Raw genomic sequence first — 16,135 nt, forward strand, 5'->3', positions numbered from 1 at the left:
TCCCGGTCCGGGGCCGCCCCGGTCCGCTCCGGCCCGTGGGCGGGCCCGGGTGGCACCCGGTGGCCGTGCTGTCCTCAAGCGCCGGACCGTCCTGGGGCGGCCCCCGCCGCGGTCCGGGACGGGGTCGCCGGGGCGGGCCTGAGGTGGCCGCCGCGGTCCGGGACGGGGCCGCCGGGATGGGCTTCGGGTGGCCGCTGGGACGGGCCTGATGCGAGTGCTATCGGCCTGTCCGCTGATCGTTTGTGAGCCGACCGGGCGGAATTCCGCCGTCCGGAGTTTCGGCATGCGGTTTTTGAGGGTTTCGGAGTCGGTCTTGCGTTCGGTCATGGTCTGGGTCTGGTTCCGTAAAGAATTGTGTGCTAATTCGCGGAACCCTCGTGTTGCTTCATCCATCTAAGCGTTTGTCAGTTTGTATGGACTTGAGGCAAAACGACCGCAGATGGGAACGGTATGCGCGACATCAGCCGAAGGGGTTTGCTCGGAGCCGGTCTTGGGGCGGCGGCCGCCGTCGGGGTGGCGGGATGCGGTTCCTCCGGCAAGCCGGATACGGGAGGGGCCGGGCCGGACAGGGGAGCCAAGGGCGACAAGGGTGCCGACGGTGCGGTCAAGGGCAACGGCCCCGCCAAGAAGGACGTCCGCGCCATCGGGGACGGTTCCACCGCCGACACCGGCAAGCAGCCGCACCAGCCGTCCGCGCCCGTGCCGCTCGAACCGGGCCAGAAGCCTCCGCAGTTCGTGATCTTTTCCTGGGACGGTGCCGGCGAGGTCGGCAACGGACTGTTCCCGCGCTTTCTGGAACTCGCCAAGCAGCACGACGCGGCGATGACCTTCTTCCTCTCCGGGCTCTATCTGCTGCCCGAATCGAAGAAAACCCTCTACCGGCCGCCCAACAACCCCATCGGCGCCTCCGACATCGGCTATCTCACCGACGGTCACATCAAGGAGACGCTGAAGAACGTGCGCCAGGCCTGGCTCGACGGGCACGAGATCGGCACACACTTCAACGGGCATTTCTGCGGCGGTTCCGGATCCGTGGGCAACTGGTCCGCCTCCCAGTGGCAGAGCGAAATCGATCAGTCGGTTTCCTTCGTCACCGAATGGCGCACCAACACCGGCTGGACCGACCTCGATCCGCTGCCTTTCGATTACCGGAAGGAACTCGTCGGAGGCCGCACTCCCTGTCTGCTCGGACAGGACAATCTGCTGCCCACCGCGAAGAAGCTGGGCTGGCGCTACGACGCCAGCTCGCCCGGCGGCACCCAGGTCTGGCCCACCAAGCGCATGGATGTCTGGGATCTGCCGCTCCAGGGCATCCCGTTTCCCGGGCACACCTTCGAGGTGCTCTCCATGGACTACAACATCCTGGCCAACCAGTCGCAGAATTCGACCAGGGGAATGCCGTCCCGGTATCCGGGCTGGCGCGACCAGGCCACGCAGTCGTACATCAGCGGTTTCCAGCGCGCGTACGAGACGAACCGTGCGCCGTTCTACATCGGAAACCACTTCGAGGAGTGGAACGGCGGCATCTATATGGATGCCGTCGAGGACGTGCTCAAGCACATCGCGGGGAAGCCGGATGTGCGCCTCGTCTCCTTCCGGCAGTTCGTCGACTGGCTCGACGTCCAGGACCCGGCGGTGCTGGCGAAGCTCCGTTCGCTGGAGGTCGGACAGGCGCCCGGCGGCGGCTGGGACGCGTTCTTTAAACAAGCCTGACAACGGGCTTTACGGGCAGCGAGGGGGGTGCCCAAGATCCCCGAATCCGTCATGCGAAACTTTTCACATGAGCTATGGCCGCGCACCCCGACGCCGCTTCACCCTGCTCGCCGCCCCCGCGGCGGCCGTCGTGCTCGCACTGACGCTGAGCGCGTGCGGTTCGGGCAACAAGATCGGTGGCGGTGGCGACACGAACTTCGTCACGGGCACCGGCGGGATCTCCACCGCAGCCAAGGGTGAGCGCGCCGACGCGCCGAAGCTCGACGGCAAGGGACTGGACGGCAAGCAGCTGGACCTCGCCGACTACAAGGGCAAGATCGTCGTCCTCAACGCCTGGGGCTCGTGGTGCGCCCCGTGCAGGCTGGAAGCGAAGTACTTCACCAAGGTGGCGGAGGAGACGAAGGACCAGGGCGTCCAGTTCCTCGGGGTCAACACCCGCGATCCGGAGCCTGCCCAGGCCCTCAGCTTCGAGAAGGACTTCAACGTCACCTACCCCAGCTTCTACGACCCGACCGGCAAGCTCCTGCTGCGCTTCCCCAAGGGGACGTTCAAGCTGCAGTCCATCCCGTCGACCGTCGTCATAGACCGGGAGGGCAAGCTGGCCGCACGCTTCGTGGGCCCGCTCGACGACACCAACCTGCGCAAGATGCTCGACCCGCTGATCGCGGAGAAGTGATCAGGTGATCACCCTCGCCGCCGCCGCGCAGAACGAGACGGTCCTGAGCGGGGCCCTGCTGGTGGCCCTGCCCATCGCCCTGCTCGGCGGACTCGTCTCCTTCTTCTCGCCGTGCGTCCTGCCCCTCGTGCCCGGCTACCTCAGCTACGTCACCGGGGTCAGCGGCGCCGACCTGGCCGACGCCCGGCGCGGACGGATGGTCGCGGGCGCCTCCCTCTTCGTGGCCGGCTTCACCGCCGTCTTCGTCTCCGGGGGCGCGCTCTTCGGATTCTTCGGCGACACGCTCCAGGCGAACAGCGGGCCGCTCACCAAGGTCCTCGGCGTGCTGATGATCCTCATGGGGGTCTTCTTCATGGGCCTGATGCCGTGGATGACCCAGCGCGAGTTCCGTATCCACCGGAAGCCGGTCACCGGCCTGGTGGGTGCCCCGCTGCTCGGCGCGCTCTTCGGGATCGGCTGGACCCCGTGCCTCGGGCCCACGCTCAGCTCGGTGAGCATCCTGGCCATGGACCAGGGCACCGCGGGACGCGGGGCGATACTGACCGTCGCCTACTGCCTCGGCCTGGGCATCCCGTTCGTGCTCGCCGCCGTCGCCTTCCGCAAGGCACTCGGCGCGTTCGGCTGGGTCAAGCGCCACTACGCCTGGGTCATGCGCATCGGCGGCGGCATGATGATCGTGACCGGGCTGCTCCTGCTGACCGGCGCGTGGGGCAGCATGATGCAGGAACTACAGGGCTGGTCCGCCGGCTTCACGGTGGGGATCTGAGTACCGATGAGCAACACCACGTCCAACCCGTCCCAGGAGCGCGAGCGCCCCGATGAGCGGGAGGTGCGCGCCGAGCAGGACCGGGAGACCGCCCGGGAGCTCGGCGCCGCCGGCTCCCAGCTCTCCACCGCCCCGCGCGAGGAGGCCCTGGCGAACCTTCCCGCCATGGGTGTCATCGGCTGGGCGCGCTGGTTCTGGCGCCAGCTGACCTCCATGCGCGTCGCGCTGATCCTGCTCTTCCTGCTGTCGCTCGGCGCCATCCCCGGCTCGCTGATCCCGCAGAACAGCGTCGACGAACTGAAGGTGCAGACCTTCAAGGGGCTGCACACCACCGTCTCGCCGATCTACGAGAAGCTCCAGTTCTTCGACGTCTACAGCTCGGTGTGGTTCTCCGCGATCTACATCCTGCTGTTCGTCTCCCTCATCGGCTGCATCGTGCCGCGCACCGGCACGTTCGTCGGCCAGCTGCGCAGCCGCCCGCCGGGCGCCCCCAAGCGCCTGACCCGGCTGCCCGCGTACACCACCTGGCGCACCGAGGCCGAGCCCGGGGAGGTCCACGAGGCCGCGCTCCGGATGATGCGCAGGCGCCGCTACCGGGCCCATGTCGCGGGGGACGCCGTCGCGGCCGAGAAGGGCTATCTGCGCGAGGCCGGGAACCTGATGTTCCACATCGCGCTCATCGTGATGCTGGTGGCCTTCGCCTGGGGACAGCTCTACAAGTCCGAGGGCGCCAAGCTCGTCGTCGAGGGCGACGGCTTCTCCAACACGACCACGCAGTACGACAACTTCAAGTCCGGCTCGCTCTTCGACGAGGACTCGCTGGCCCCCTTCAGCTTCACGCTCGACGACTTCATCGGTACGTACGAGCGCAGCGGCCCCCAGATCGGCACGCCCCGGACGTACGAGGCGCGCGTGACGTACTCCAAGGGTGCCTACGGCAAGCCGGAGAAGAAGGTCATCAAGGTCAACGAGCCGCTTGTCGTCGACGGTACGAAGGTCTACCTCAACGCCCACGGCTACGCGCCCGTCATCTCCGTCAAGGACGGCAGGGGCAAGGAGGTCTACAAGGCCGCCGTGCCGCTGCTGCCCCGCGACAACAACGTCACCTCGTCCGGCGCGATCAAGGTGATGGACGGCTACCGCGACAAGAACGGCAAGAAGGACCAGCTGGGCTTCCAGGCGTTCTTCGTGCCGACCTTCGCCGGAAACGGCAAGGGCACGATGTTCTCGCAGTTCCCGGCCGCCGACATGCCGGTCCTCGCGCTGAACGGGTACCACGGCTCGCTCGGCGTCGACTCCGGGCTGGCGCAGAACGTGTACCAGCTCGACAAGTCGAAGATGACCGAGTTCAAGGACTCCAAGGGCAAGCAGCTCAAGCAGCGGCTGCTGGTCGGCGAGACGATGAAGCTGCCCGACGGAGCCGGCTCGATCACCTTCGAGGGACTCCAGGAGTGGGCCAGCTTCCAGATCTCGGAGCAGCCCGCCAGCGGCTGGGCGCTCACCGGGGCCGTCGGTGCGATCGCCGGACTCGCCGGCTCCCTGTTCATCCAGCGGCGCCGGGTCTGGATCCGTGCCGTACGCGGCGCGGACGGTGTCACCGTCGTCGAGATGGCGGGACTCGGCCGCAGCGAGTCCGCGAAGCTTCCCGAGGAGCTGGCCGATCTCGCGGTCACGCTCAACGCCGTGGCGCCCACCGCGCCCGGCCCAGACCCCGACCCCGATCCGGACCCCGGCACCCCTGTCGCCGCGTCCTCCGCAGAACCTTCCGAAGGGGCTGAGAAGTGAATCTCGCCGCCGCAACCAACGAGAATCTGGCACACACCAGCAATGTGCTGATCTACTCGTCGATGGCCGTCTACACCCTGGCCTTCTTCGCGCACATCGCGGAGTGGGTGTTCGGGTCCCGCAGTAAGGTCGGCCGTACCGCCGCCGAGCTGACCGCCGAACAGGCCGCCGCCGGTACGGTGAAGGTGCGGGTCGCCCAGAAGGGCGGTACCACCGCCGTCCTGGAGCGGCCGAAGATCGTCACCCGTTCCGCGGCCGGTACGCGCGATGTGTCGGACGGTCCCGGTGCCGCCGGCGGCACCTTCAAGGGCGACCTCTACGGGCGGATCGCGGTCTCGATGACCGTGCTCGCGTTCCTCGTGCAGGCCGGCGGCGTCGTCGCCCGCGCCATGTCCGTGCAGCGTGCCCCCTGGGGCAACATGTACGAGTTCTCCATCACCTTCTCCACGGTGGCGGTCGGCGCGTACCTGGCCCTGCTCGCCCTGAAGAAGAACGTCCGCTGGATGGGCCTGATCCTGGTCACGGCCGTCCTGCTGGACCTCGGCCTGGCGACCACGGTGCTCTACACCTCCAGCGACCAGCTGGTGCCCGCGCTGCACTCGTACTGGCTGTGGATCCACGTCTCCACCGCCATCATCTGCGGCGCGGTGTTCTTCATCGGCGGCATCGGCACCCTGATCTACCTCTTCCGCGACAGCTACGAGAGCAAGATCGCCAACGGGGGCACGCCGGGTACGTTCGCCCACTCCGTGCTCTCCCGGATGCCGTCCGCCTCCAGCCTCGACAAGTTCTCGTACCGGATCAACGCCGCCGTCTTCCCGCTGTGGACGTTCACGATCATCGCGGGCGCGATCTGGGCCGGTGACGCCTGGGGCCGCTACTGGGGCTGGGATCCCAAGGAGGTCTGGTCCTTCATCACCTGGGTCGCGTACGCCTGCTACCTGCACGCCCGCGCGACCGCCGGATGGAAGGGCCGCAAGGCCGCCTACCTGGCGCTGATCGCCTTCGGCTGCTGGATCTTCAACTACTACGGCGTCAACATCTTCGTCACCGGCAAGCACTCCTACGCCGGAGTCTGAGCCGCACGGACACCACGGCTGCCCGCTCCCGCTCCGGCGGAGGCGGGCAGCCGTTTTCCGTATCGCCGTTCTCAGTGCCGGGCGTGTGCGGGCAGCCGTCCCGGTCCCCCCGGGGTCAGGGCGCCGAGGACGGGGGCAGGCACTGCTCCTTCGGCGGCGCGCCCTCCGGCCAGGCCAGTGCCGAGAACCGCTGGTGCGGCTGGTCCGGTGCCAGCTCCACCACCGGGACGGCCTTGTTGTACGGGTTGCCGTGGTTGTCCAGGCAGATCCAGCCGCTGGCCCCCCGCAGCCGCAGGGAACCCTTCACCCGGGGCCACTGGCCGCCCACGTCCTCCAGGCCCGGCAGTTCCTTCCCGTCCCCGGTCGCCCGCCGGATCCCCGCCACCGCCAGCGTCATCGCGTCATGGGCGATGATCAGCTGCCCGTCGGTCAGGTCGTCGTGCCCGGTCGGCCCGATCGGACCGACCGGCTTCTTCCCCACCTCCGCCAGCAGCGCGGTGAAAGCCCGGTAGTCCTCCGCCGAGCCGCCGGTCGGCTGCTTCCCGCCCGCCGCCACCTCGGGCCAGGCGTCCGGATGGGCCAGCGAGGCGTAGCGGACGGTCACCTTGCGCCGCAGCGCGTTCCGGTCGAGCTTCTTGTCGTCGCCCAGGTACGAGCCCTCGTCGCCGGTGAGCACCGTGAAGCGGCGGCTCTGACAGCCGCGCGCGCCCAGCGCGTTGACGAACTGGCGCAGCTGGACGTGGCGCCCGGCGAAGAACACCGTGTCCGTGTCGGTGTCGCAGATGAGATGGGTGATCTGCTCGAAGGTGTTGGCGGTGGTCCCCTCGTCGTACGGATCCTTCCGCGAGGTGAACAGCTGCGGTTCGTACTTCGACCCCTTCAGCAGGTTCCGGAACGCCGACTTCAGGGTGTCCGTGTAGTGGTCGCCGCTGCGGGTGTCCTGCACCAGCAGTGCCTTGTCGGCCTTCACCTCACCGAACGAGGCCAGTGCCCTGGCCTCGTCCCGGTTGGTCGGTGACACCCGGGCGAGGCCGGGGAACGGGTCGCCGTCCGGGCCGTTGGCGATGTCGTCGGCGGTGATCGTGGTGCCCACGACCGGTATCCCGGCCCGGGTCAGCTCCTTCACGGCCTCCTTGGTCTGCGTGCTGCTGATCGCGACTCCGGAGACCGCGCGCAGCCGGTCGGGAGCGGCCGTCATCCTCAGCAGCCGGTCCACGACCGGGCGCCACCGCAGGCTGTTGTTCCCGATGTTCGCGAGTACCACCCGGATCTGCGGGACCTGCCCGTTCGCGTGGTGGTTGGCCCGGTACTGCGCGGCGAACGCCCCCTGGAGCTCGTGCAGCACCTTCGTCCGCATGGACGCGTCGGTCGAGGTCAGCGGGAGCAGCAGGGCCACGGTCGCGTACCGGCCCGGCTTCAGGGAGGCGTTCTCCCGGCCGATCGCCGCGGCGGCCGATGTCAGATGCGACTGTCCGAAGTCGTAGCCGCTGCCGGACACCCCGACGCATTCGTCGCTGCCCTGGGGCCGCTCCACACCTGGCGCGCAGGAGCGGTCCTCGGGTTCGGTGAGGCGGTCGGCGCCGTACCAGCCGGCCGTGACCAGCAGGGCGGTCACCACGACCGAGGTGACGATCTTCTGCCGGGTGGTCCACCACAGGCGGTACCGCAGCGGGTTACGCATCCGGACCACCGCCCCCCGGGCCGCCCGGTCCGGTCCGGGCCGGGGCGGGTGCTCCCGGCGGCATGGACAGGGCCCGCCAGGCACGCAGGTCGCGCGGCCAGTGCGTCGCCGCGTCCCAGAGCACCGCGTGCCCCGTGGCGTGCCTGCCGGACAACTGCCGCAGCTCGTGCGCCATCTTGTCGATCACCTCTTCGTCGGGCAGCGCCAGCGGATCGGAGAGCAGCCAGACGGCGTGGAGCAACCGCCTCAGCTGCAATTGGAGTTCGGCGTCCCGCTCGGCGAGCCCGGCGAGCGCGTCCCGTTCGTCGTCCGATGCGGGCGCCCGCCCCAGCGCGACGGCCCGCCGGGGATCGGGTCCGGTGCTGCCCGGCGGGCGTGGGCAGGGCGCCGAGGCGATGAACCGCAGGGCGTCGAGCCAGCTCCGCACATCGGGCCCGGCGAACCGCACCCGCAGATGCGTGACGCAGTCCTCCGTCGCGCCCAGCACCAGCTCCTGGTGCAGACGGTGCGGCTCGCTCGGGCAGGCGCCCCCAGTGGCGTACGCCGAGCGCAGCGTCTCGTGCACCGCGCGCCACACCGCGTAGTACGGGGGGTCGTCGTCCTGGAACCGAAGCCGGTGCAGCAGCAGCGACCGCAGCAGCGGATCGGCGACGAAGTGCTCGGGCCCCACCGGCCAGTCCTCCGACCGCAGCGTGTCCCGCACGCGCAGGGCCACATCACCGTCCAGCGACTCCCCGCGCAGCCGGGTGGTGGCCAGCAGCCGTGCCGAGTCCTCGCCGTGTGCGGCGGCCAGCACGCTCAGCACGTCCGGGCGCTGTCCGGGGATCAGCCGCTCCAGCAGCTCGTCGGCCACCCGGACCGGCGGGCGGTCCTCCCGCAGTTCCACCGTGCGCTCCAGCAGCGCCCCCGGCACCAGCGCGCCCGGATCCGGTGACTCGCCCGCCGCCTGCGCCAGCAGGGCCACCCCGAGGGGGCGTCCGCCCGTCAGCCGGTGCACGCCTCGGGCCAGCCCCGCGGGGGTGCGGCCGTGCGGGTCGTGCCGGTCGAGTGCGGAGCGCACATGGCCGGCGTCCAGCGGGGTGAGGCCGACGGCGAGGATCCCGGACGTCACCTCCGTGCCCCGCGTCCAGTGCGAGGAGTGCGCCACCTCGGGCAGCCGCCGGCGCACCGCGTGGCTCAGCCCCACGTGGTCATGGACGCGGGACGAGGCGAACACCGCGATCTGGTCCCGGGCCCCGCCCGTGCGCTGCCGCAGCAGCGGTTCGACCAGCCGGCGGCCCAGCCGGGTGTGCGCGTTGTCGAGGAGCAGGACCGGACGGCCCCGCCGGGCGCCGCGCGCCATCCCCCGGTACGCACGCACCAGGTCCTCGACCAGGGCCAGCACCAGATGGTCCTCGGCGCGGCGGCGGAGATCGCCGCCGCGCTCGAAGTCGACGGCGAGCTGCCGCAGCCCGATGCGTCCGTTGCCGCCCGCGTGGGGATAGGTGCCGTACCAGTCGGCCGACCGCCGCTGGAACCGGCTGAAGGTCTCCTCCAGCACCGTTTCCACGGTCGCCTCGGCCACCGTGCCCGCCATCGGGGCCATCGAGTCGAACGCCCCGGCGGCCAGCTTCGTCAGGACCTTGGTGACCCAGCCGGTCGCGGCGTCGCCCCGGCTGTCGAGCGTCGCCAGCACCGGGCCGAGCGACTGGAGGTCACGCTGGGCCCGCGACTCGTCCTCCCGCCGCCAGGACACCGACGCCACTGCCACCAGGCCCAGGCTGAGGCGGGGGAACTGCACCGGGCGGGCGGCGTGCACCCGCGCCGTGAGCTGGGTGGCGAGCTCCGGCAGCACCCCTGTCACGGGTGTCCAGCCGGGTCCCGGGTCCGAGGGCGGCAGCACGGCCTCGCAGTCGACCAGGGCGACCGGGGTGATCTCCCGGTACAGGCTGCGCAGTTGCTTGAGGACGGCCGTCTTGCCCATGCCCCGGCCGCCCGTCAGTACGGCGACGGGCGGATCGTCGCCGTGCTCGCAGACGACCCGCCGCGAACCGTGTGGAGTGAGACCTGTCAGTCGCGCCGCAAGCCCGTCGTCACCGAAAACCGCCTCGCGCCCGTACAGATCTCTCTCCACAGCACCCCCAGCTCCGCCGCCCATTCCGATCTGCCACTCCGTCAACACCAGGATATCGACTGGGTGTTGGAGGAGGGTGACGATTTTCGAACGATTGGCGGGGGTAACGACCGGCTCAGTCCTCGCCGATGTCCTCGTTCCACAGCTCCGGGTGCTCGGCGGTGAATCCGCGCATCAGCTCCACGCAGGCGGCGTCGTCGAGCAGCACGATCTCCACCCCGTGGCGGGCCAGCCAGTCGTGCCCGCCCCGGAAGGTCTCGGCCTCGCCGATCACCACCCGCGAGATCCCGAACTGCCGTACCAGTCCCGAGCAGTACCAGCACGGGGACAGTGTCGTCACCATCGTCGTGCCCCGGTACGAGCGCTGCCGCCCGGCTGCCCGGAAGGCCGCCGTCTCGGCGTGCATGGACGGATCGCCGTCCTGTACCCGCCGGTTGCGGCCCCGTCCCAGCAGCGTCCCGTCCGCCCCGTACAGGGCGGCGCCGATCGGGACACCGCCCTCGGCGAGGCCGGCCCGCGCCTCGCCGAGGGCGGTCGCGAGCCACAACGCGTCCCGGCCGGGCGTGCTCATGAGGGCATCGGGGTGTCGAGGACGGCCTTGCGGTGGCTGAACGTCTCCAGGGAGTACCGGCCGTGGTAACTGCCCATCCCGCTCTCGCCGACGCCGCCGAACGGCAGGTCGGAGACGGTGAGATGGGCCAGCGGCAGCCCGATGCCGACCGCGCCCGACGAGGTCTCGCCGATCAGCCGCTCACGTACGGCGTCCGAATCGGTGAACGCGTACAGCGCCAGCGGCTTGTCGCGGTCGTTGATGAACGCGATCGCCTCGTCCAGGCCGCCGACCGTGACGATCGGGAGCACCGGGCCGAAGATCTCCTCCCGCATCACGGGTGCGTCCGGCGCCACGTCGGCCAGCACGGTCGGCGCGATGTACTTGCTGTCCCGGTCGTACGTCCCGCCGGCCACCGTGCGGCCCGAGTCCAGCAGGGCCGTGAGCCGGTCGAAGTGGCGGTGGTTCACGATCCGCCCGTACTCCGGGTGCGTCGAGGCGTCCGCGCCGAACAGCCCCTCGATCGCGGCCGCGAGGGCGTCCGCGAGGGCGGCGCCGGTCTCCGGGTCGGTCAGTACGTAGTCGGGGGCGACGCAGGTCTGGCCCGCGTTCAGGAACTTGCCCGCCGCCAGCCGGCCGGCCACCGCCTTCAGATCGGTGTCCCGGTCCACGAACACCGGTGACTTGCCGCCGAGTTCGAGTGTGACGGGGGTGAGGTGCCTCGCGGCGGCGGCCATCACGATCCGGCCCACCGTGCCGTTGCCGGTGTAGAAGATGTGGTCGAAGCGCTCCGCGAGCAGTGCGGTGGTCTCGGGGACCGCACCTTCCACGACGGCGACCGCGTCCGTGTCCAGGTACCGGGGCAGCAGCCGCGCGACGGCTGCGGAGGTCGCGGGCGCCATCTCGCTCGGCTTCACGACGACCGCGTTGCCTCCGGCCAGCGCGCCGACGACCGGGGCGAGCAGCAGCTGCGCCGGGTAGTTCCAGGGCGCGATGACGAGCACGACACCGAGCGGATCCTGCACGGTGCGGGCCTTCGCGCGGCCCAGTGAGGCCGGTACGGGGGCGGGCTCGGGCCGCAGCCAGTCGGCCAGGTGCTCCAGCGTGTGGTCGATCTCGCGGATCGTGAAGTCGATCTCGGTGCGGTACGCCTCCTTGCGGCTCTTGCCGAGGTCGGCGTGGAGCGCGTCGGCGAGGTCGTCACCGTGCTCGGTGAGCAGCGCGCGCAGCTGCCGGAGCTGCCCCGTGCGCCAGTCGAGGCTCTTGGTGCGGCCGGTACGGAAGGTGGCGCGGAGGCGGTCGACGGTCTCGGCCGGGGACTCGGCGGGGGCCAGTGCGGCGACGATCTCGCGGGCGAGCTGCTCGGAGGAGGCCGGGTTCTGGCCGGTGTGCAGCGTGCGGTCGGTGACGGTGTGCGGGGTGAAGGGGGCGGCGGCCGTGTAGTCGGCGCCGAGCCCGGTGAGCCGGTCCTCCAGCAGCCAGGGCGCCTTGCCGGCGAGGCCGCCGATGGTCTCCTCAGCGTTGCTGAACCCGGTCATGCGGTAGCCGGCGAAGGGCCAGGAGCCGTCCTCGTGCCGGGCGGCGAGCAGGGCGGCCGGGGCGTGGCAGAGCACGCCGAGGTGCGTACCGGATGCGAGCGCGGTGGTCAGCAGCCGTCCGGAGGGCTCGCTGACGGCCAGGTCCTCCATGGGCCCGTGGCCGCCGGGGTAGAAGACGGCGTCGTAGCGGTCGGGGCGGATGTCCTCAAGACGGGCCGGGGAGCGGAGTTCGGGCCCGATCGCGTCGAGGTACGCGGCGACGGCGTCGGCCCGCTCCTGTCCGCCGTTGGCGGCGGCTGTCAGGCTGCCCGCGTCGACGGTGGGGGTGACGCCTCCGGGGGTGGCGAGGGTGAGGGCGTAACCGGCTTCGCTGAAGACCCGGTGCGGAGCGGCCAGCTCCTCGGCCCAGAACCCGGTGGGGTGGGTGGTGCCGTCGTTGAGGGTCCAGTGGTCGGCGCCGGTGAGAACGAACAGTACGGAGGGCATGGGGGTACTCCCTGCGAGCGGCGAGCGGTGAGGTGCGGTGTGGGGGATGCGGGGTGCGGGGGCGAGTGCGTGCGGCGCCGCCGCGAAACTTGATATGCTCAAGCAATACAGTTCATGTAACTGCCAAAAATTGAGCATGTCAAATAAATGCCGGCGGATGCCGATCGAAGAATGGCCGACCATGACCACCGAACCGACGCCCCGCGCCGCCACTGCTCCGGACGATCAACCCGCGCCGACCCCTGACGACCTCCTGGAGCCGCTGGCCCTCGTCGTCCGCGGCCACCACGACGACCTCACCGCCGTCGCCGCCCGTCATGGTCTGTCGACCTCGCAGGCCCGTGCGCTGATCGCGCTCAACGAGCCCATGCCGATGAGTGCGCTCGCCGCCCATCTGGTGTGCGACGCGTCCAACGCCACCGGCCTCGTCGGCCGCATGGAGGCCCGCGGCCTGGTCAGCCGCGCCCCCGCCCCCGGCGACCGCCGTTCCAAGGTCGCGAGCCGCACCCCCGAAGGCACGGAGCTCGCCCACACCATCCGCGCCGAGATGCGCGCCGTCCACGGCGCCCTCGAAGCGCTCACCCCGCAGGAGCGCACAGCACTGCTGCCCCTGCTCAGGAAGCTGGGGCAGCAGTTGTACGCGTGATCCGGCCCGGGGCCGGCTCCCGTTCCCGGACCGGGAAGCGGGACGGAAGGACCGGTCAGGAAGCGGGCGGGGGAGTCCCCTCCGGGCCGCTCTCCCGCCGCTTGAGCTCGTCCTCGCGGCGGCGCAGGTCCGCCTCCCAGTCCTTGAGGACGGCCTCGTCCTTCTCGTTCTCGTCCTTGAGCGACTTCAGGAAGTCGGGGTTGTCGTCCGGCGCCACCCACGGCTGACGGTGGTTGCGGTGCCACTCGGACGGCGTACGGCCCCCGGCGGGCACCTCGCGCATCTTGCCCGCGGCCAGCCACACGATCGGGCCGACGATCCAGAACAGCAGGATGATGAAGACCCAGGCGATCTTCGGCAGGTGCTTGGCCTCGTCCTCGGGGGTGTTCAGGCAGTCGATGAACGCGTAGATCGTCAGCGCCAGGGGCAGGAGATAGATCAGAGCCCGGAACATGGTGGAAGGTCCCCCCGAAGAGAGTTGGCGGGGCAATGTCCCACCCCGGTGACGGGCCCAGGGTAGCGGGTGTCGTCCGCGCCCTACGGCGAGCGGGAGCAGCCGGGCGGGACGGCCGCGCGGCGGAGCGCGGCCGGGAGCGGGCTCACGGCTCGCGGCGGCCGGGCAGCCGGTTTTCCGGGGTGCGGCCGGGGCGGCCGGTGGCTGACGTGGGGGAGCCCTGTCGGCCGATGCCGGGGAGGATGCCAAACTTGACCGCATGGCTTACGACGATCTTCGATCCCTCCTCCGGGCTCTGGAGCGCGAGGGCGAGCTCAAGCGCATCAAGGCCGAGGTCGACCCCTACCTGGAGGTCGGTGAGATCGTCGACCGGGTGAACAAGGCCGGCGGGCCCGCGCTGCTCTTCGAGAACGTCAAGGGCTCCTCGATGCCCCTGGCCATGAACGTCTTCGGGACCGACAAGCGCCTGCTCAAGGCGCTCGGGCTGAAGTCCTACGCCGACATCAGCGACAAGATCGGCGGGCTGCTCAAGCCCGAGCTGCCGCACGGCTTCGTCGGCGTCCGGGAGGCCTTCGGCAAGCTCGGCACGATGGTGCACGTACCGCCGAAGAAGGTGAAGAGCGAGAACGCGCCCGTCCAGGAGGTCGTCCTCACCGGCGACGACGTGGACCTGGACCGGCTGCCCGCGCTCTTCACCTGGCCCAAGGACGGCGGCTCCTTCTTCAACCTGGGGCTCACCCACACCAAGCACCCCGAGACCGGCGTCCGGAACCTGGGGCTCTACCGCCTCCAGCGCCACGACCGCCGCACCATCGGCATGCACTGGCAGATCCACAAGGACAGCCGCAACCACTACCAGGTGGCCGCCAAGCGCGGTGAGCGGCTGCCCGTCGCCATCGCCTTCGGCGCGCCGCCCGCGGTCACGTACGCCTCCACCGCTCCGCTGCCCGGGGACATCGACGAGTACCTCTTCGCCGGGTTCATCCAGGGCAAGCGCATCGAGATGGTCGACTGCAAGACCGTCCCGCTCCAGGTCCCGGCCAACGCCGAGGTCGTCATCGAGGGGTGGCTGGAGCCCGGGGAGATGCTTCCCGAGGGGCCGTTCGGCGACCACACCGGCTTCTACACGCCGCAGGAGCCGTTCCCCGCGCTGACCATCGACTGCGTGACCATGCGGAAGCGGCCGCTGCTCCAGTCCATCGTGGTGGGCCGGCCGCCGACCGAGGACGGGCCGCTGGGGCGCGCCACCGAGCGGTTCTTCCTGCCGCTGCTCAAGATCATCGTGCCGGACATCGTGGACTACCACCTGCCCGAGTCCGGTGGTTTCCACAACTGCGCGATCGTCTCGATCGACAAGAAGTACCCGAAGCACGCCCAGAAGGTGATGAGCGCCATCTGGGGTGCGCACATGATGTCGCTGACGAAGCTGATCGTGGTCGTGGACTCCGACTGCGACGTCCACGATCTGCACGAGGTGTCCTGGCGGGCACTCGGCAACACCGACTACGCGCGTGACCTCACGGTCGCCGAGGGGCCCGTCGACCATCTCGACCACGCCTCCTACCAGCAGTTCTGGGGCGGCAAGGCGGGCATCGACGCGACGAAGAAGTGGCCCGAGGAGGGCTACACCCGGGACGGGGGCTGGCCGGAGATGGTCGAGTCCGACCCGGACACGGCGGCGAAGGTCGACCGCCGGTGGAAGGAATACGGACTGTGAGCGCCGCCGAAGCGACCCTGGGATCGGGGCCCGCCCAGCCGAACAGCAAGGTCAGGGCGTTCCTGCGGCTCGTGATGATCGAGCACTCGGTCTTCGCGCTGCCCTTCGCCTACATCGCCGCCCTGACCGCGATGTTCCTGGACGACGAGTCGATCCACTGGGCGACGCTGCTGCTCGTCACCGTGGCCATGGTCGGGCTGCGCACGTTCGCGATGGCGGCGAACCGGATCATCGACCGGGAGATCGACGCCCGCAATCCGCGTACCGCCAACCGTGAGCTGGTGACGGGCGCGGTGTCGGTGAAGTCGGCGTGGACGGGCGCGCTCGTCGCCGTCGTGGTCTTCCTCGGCGCGGCGGCGCTGCTGAACCCGCTCTGTCTGGCACTGGCGCCGCTCGCGGTCGTACCGATGGTCGTCTACCCGTACGGCAAGCGGTTCACGAACTACCCGCACGCGATCCTGGGCATCGCCCAGGCCATGGGGCCCGTCGGCGCCTGGCTGGCCGTGACGGGCAGCTGGTCGTGGGACGCGGTGATCCTGGGTCTCGCGGTCGGCGTCTGGATCGGCGGCTTCGACCTGATCTTCGCCTGCCAGGACGTGCAGGCCGACCGGGCCCACGGGGTGCTGTCCGTCCCGGCGCGCTTCGGCGTTCCGGCGGCGCTGTGGGGCGCGCGGGTCTCCCACGTGGTGACGACGGGCCTGCTGGTCTGGTTCGGGCTGGCCACGGGCGCCGGGCTCTTCTACTGGATCGGCATGGCGATCGTCGCGGTGGCCTTCGTGTACGAGCACCGGGTGGTGCGGCCGCACGATCTGTCGCGGCTGAACCGGGCGTTCTTCCAGGTCAACGGGTTCATCGGGATCGCCCTGTTCGCGTGTGCGCTGCTGGACCTGCTGGTGCGCGGTCTGACGGTGTAGCACCCGTACCGGGACCG

Annotated in this window: 13 protein-coding genes and 1 pseudogene; 8 read left to right on the plus strand and 6 right to left on the minus strand. The window is 70.4% G+C overall.

Going from position 1 to position 16,135, the window contains the following annotated elements; translation table 11 throughout:
• The first annotated feature begins 450 nt into the window (after positions 1-450).
• The 5 genes from ACZ4LX_RS14420 to ccsB all read left to right on the plus strand — a co-directional run bounded on the left by ACZ4LX_RS14420 (position 451) and on the right by ccsB (position 6,019).
• Positions 451-1,713, plus strand: coding sequence for a polysaccharide deacetylase family protein (locus ACZ4LX_RS14420; protein WP_467650009.1), 1,263 nt, complete (start codon positions 451-453; stop codon positions 1,711-1,713).
• A gap of 67 nt (positions 1,714-1,780) precedes the next feature.
• On the plus strand, positions 1,781-2,389 hold the full coding sequence (locus ACZ4LX_RS14425) for a TlpA family protein disulfide reductase (RefSeq protein ID WP_467650010.1): 609 nt from the start codon (positions 1,781-1,783) through the stop codon (positions 2,387-2,389).
• A 4-nt stretch (positions 2,390-2,393) separates the two neighbouring features.
• Positions 2,394-3,155, plus strand: a complete 762-nt coding sequence (locus tag ACZ4LX_RS14430; RefSeq protein WP_467650012.1) for a cytochrome c biogenesis CcdA family protein — start codon at positions 2,394-2,396, stop codon at positions 3,153-3,155.
• A 6-nt stretch (positions 3,156-3,161) separates the two neighbouring features.
• Positions 3,162-4,940, plus strand: coding sequence for a cytochrome c biogenesis protein ResB (gene resB, locus ACZ4LX_RS14435; RefSeq protein ID WP_467650013.1), 1,779 nt, complete (start codon positions 3,162-3,164; stop codon positions 4,938-4,940).
• On the plus strand, positions 4,937-6,019 hold the full coding sequence (gene ccsB / locus ACZ4LX_RS14440) for a c-type cytochrome biogenesis protein CcsB (RefSeq protein ID WP_467650014.1): 1,083 nt from the start codon (positions 4,937-4,939) through the stop codon (positions 6,017-6,019). Before resB ends, ccsB begins: the two co-directional genes overlap by 4 nt.
• 115 nt (positions 6,020-6,134) lie before the next feature.
• Here the strand turns inward: ccsB and ACZ4LX_RS14445 are convergent, their stop codons facing one another.
• From ACZ4LX_RS14445 to ACZ4LX_RS14465, 5 genes and pseudogenes are all read right to left on the minus strand, one after another.
• A complete protein-coding gene (locus ACZ4LX_RS14445; protein ID WP_467650015.1) occupies positions 6,135-7,700 on the minus strand; it encodes an ABC transporter substrate-binding protein in 1,566 nt (521 codons plus the stop codon).
• Positions 7,693-9,813 carry a hypothetical protein gene (locus ACZ4LX_RS14450; RefSeq protein ID WP_467650016.1) on the minus strand — a complete coding sequence of 707 codons (2,121 nt, stop codon included), beginning with the start codon at positions 9,811-9,813 and terminating at the stop codon, positions 7,693-7,695. Before ACZ4LX_RS14450 ends, ACZ4LX_RS14445 begins: the two co-directional genes overlap by 8 nt.
• Positions 9,814-9,928: 115 nt before the next feature.
• The gene (locus ACZ4LX_RS14455; RefSeq protein WP_467650017.1) at positions 9,929-10,384 is read right to left on the minus strand and encodes a nucleoside deaminase; all 456 of its coding nucleotides are present in this window, start codon (positions 10,382-10,384) and stop codon (positions 9,929-9,931) included.
• Positions 10,381-11,697, minus strand: coding sequence for an aldehyde dehydrogenase family protein (locus ACZ4LX_RS14460; RefSeq protein ID WP_467650032.1), 1,317 nt, complete (start codon positions 11,695-11,697; stop codon positions 10,381-10,383). Before ACZ4LX_RS14460 ends, ACZ4LX_RS14455 begins: the two co-directional genes overlap by 4 nt.
• Positions 11,695-12,387, minus strand: a pseudogene (locus tag ACZ4LX_RS14465) (type 1 glutamine amidotransferase domain-containing protein); the annotation flags it as partial. The gene ACZ4LX_RS14460 and the pseudogene ACZ4LX_RS14465, both read right to left, overlap by 3 nt.
• 181 nt (positions 12,388-12,568) lie before the next feature.
• Between ACZ4LX_RS14465 and ACZ4LX_RS14470 the strand changes: the two are divergent.
• A complete protein-coding gene (locus ACZ4LX_RS14470) occupies positions 12,569-13,033 on the plus strand; it encodes a MarR family winged helix-turn-helix transcriptional regulator (RefSeq protein WP_467650018.1) in 465 nt (154 codons plus the stop codon).
• A gap of 55 nt (positions 13,034-13,088) precedes the next feature.
• On the opposite strand, the gene ACZ4LX_RS14475 is transcribed toward ACZ4LX_RS14470, so the two are convergent.
• Complete coding sequence (locus ACZ4LX_RS14475) at positions 13,089-13,487, minus strand: PLD nuclease N-terminal domain-containing protein (protein WP_467650019.1); 399 nt, start codon at positions 13,485-13,487, stop codon at positions 13,089-13,091.
• A gap of 259 nt (positions 13,488-13,746) precedes the next feature.
• On the opposite strand from ACZ4LX_RS14475, the gene ACZ4LX_RS14480 reads away from it, so the two are divergent.
• Together ACZ4LX_RS14480 and mqnP are read left to right on the plus strand one after the other, a co-directional pair.
• Positions 13,747-15,204, plus strand: a complete 1,458-nt coding sequence (locus ACZ4LX_RS14480; RefSeq protein WP_467650020.1) for a menaquinone biosynthesis decarboxylase — start codon at positions 13,747-13,749, stop codon at positions 15,202-15,204.
• On the plus strand, positions 15,201-16,118 hold the full coding sequence (gene mqnP, locus ACZ4LX_RS14485) for a menaquinone biosynthesis prenyltransferase MqnP (protein ID WP_467650021.1): 918 nt from the start codon (positions 15,201-15,203) through the stop codon (positions 16,116-16,118). The genes ACZ4LX_RS14480 and mqnP overlap by 4 nt, the downstream gene beginning before the upstream one ends.
• The last annotated feature ends 17 nt before the right edge of the window (positions 16,119-16,135 follow it).

This window comes from Streptomyces sp. NPDC026062, assembly GCF_055568375.1.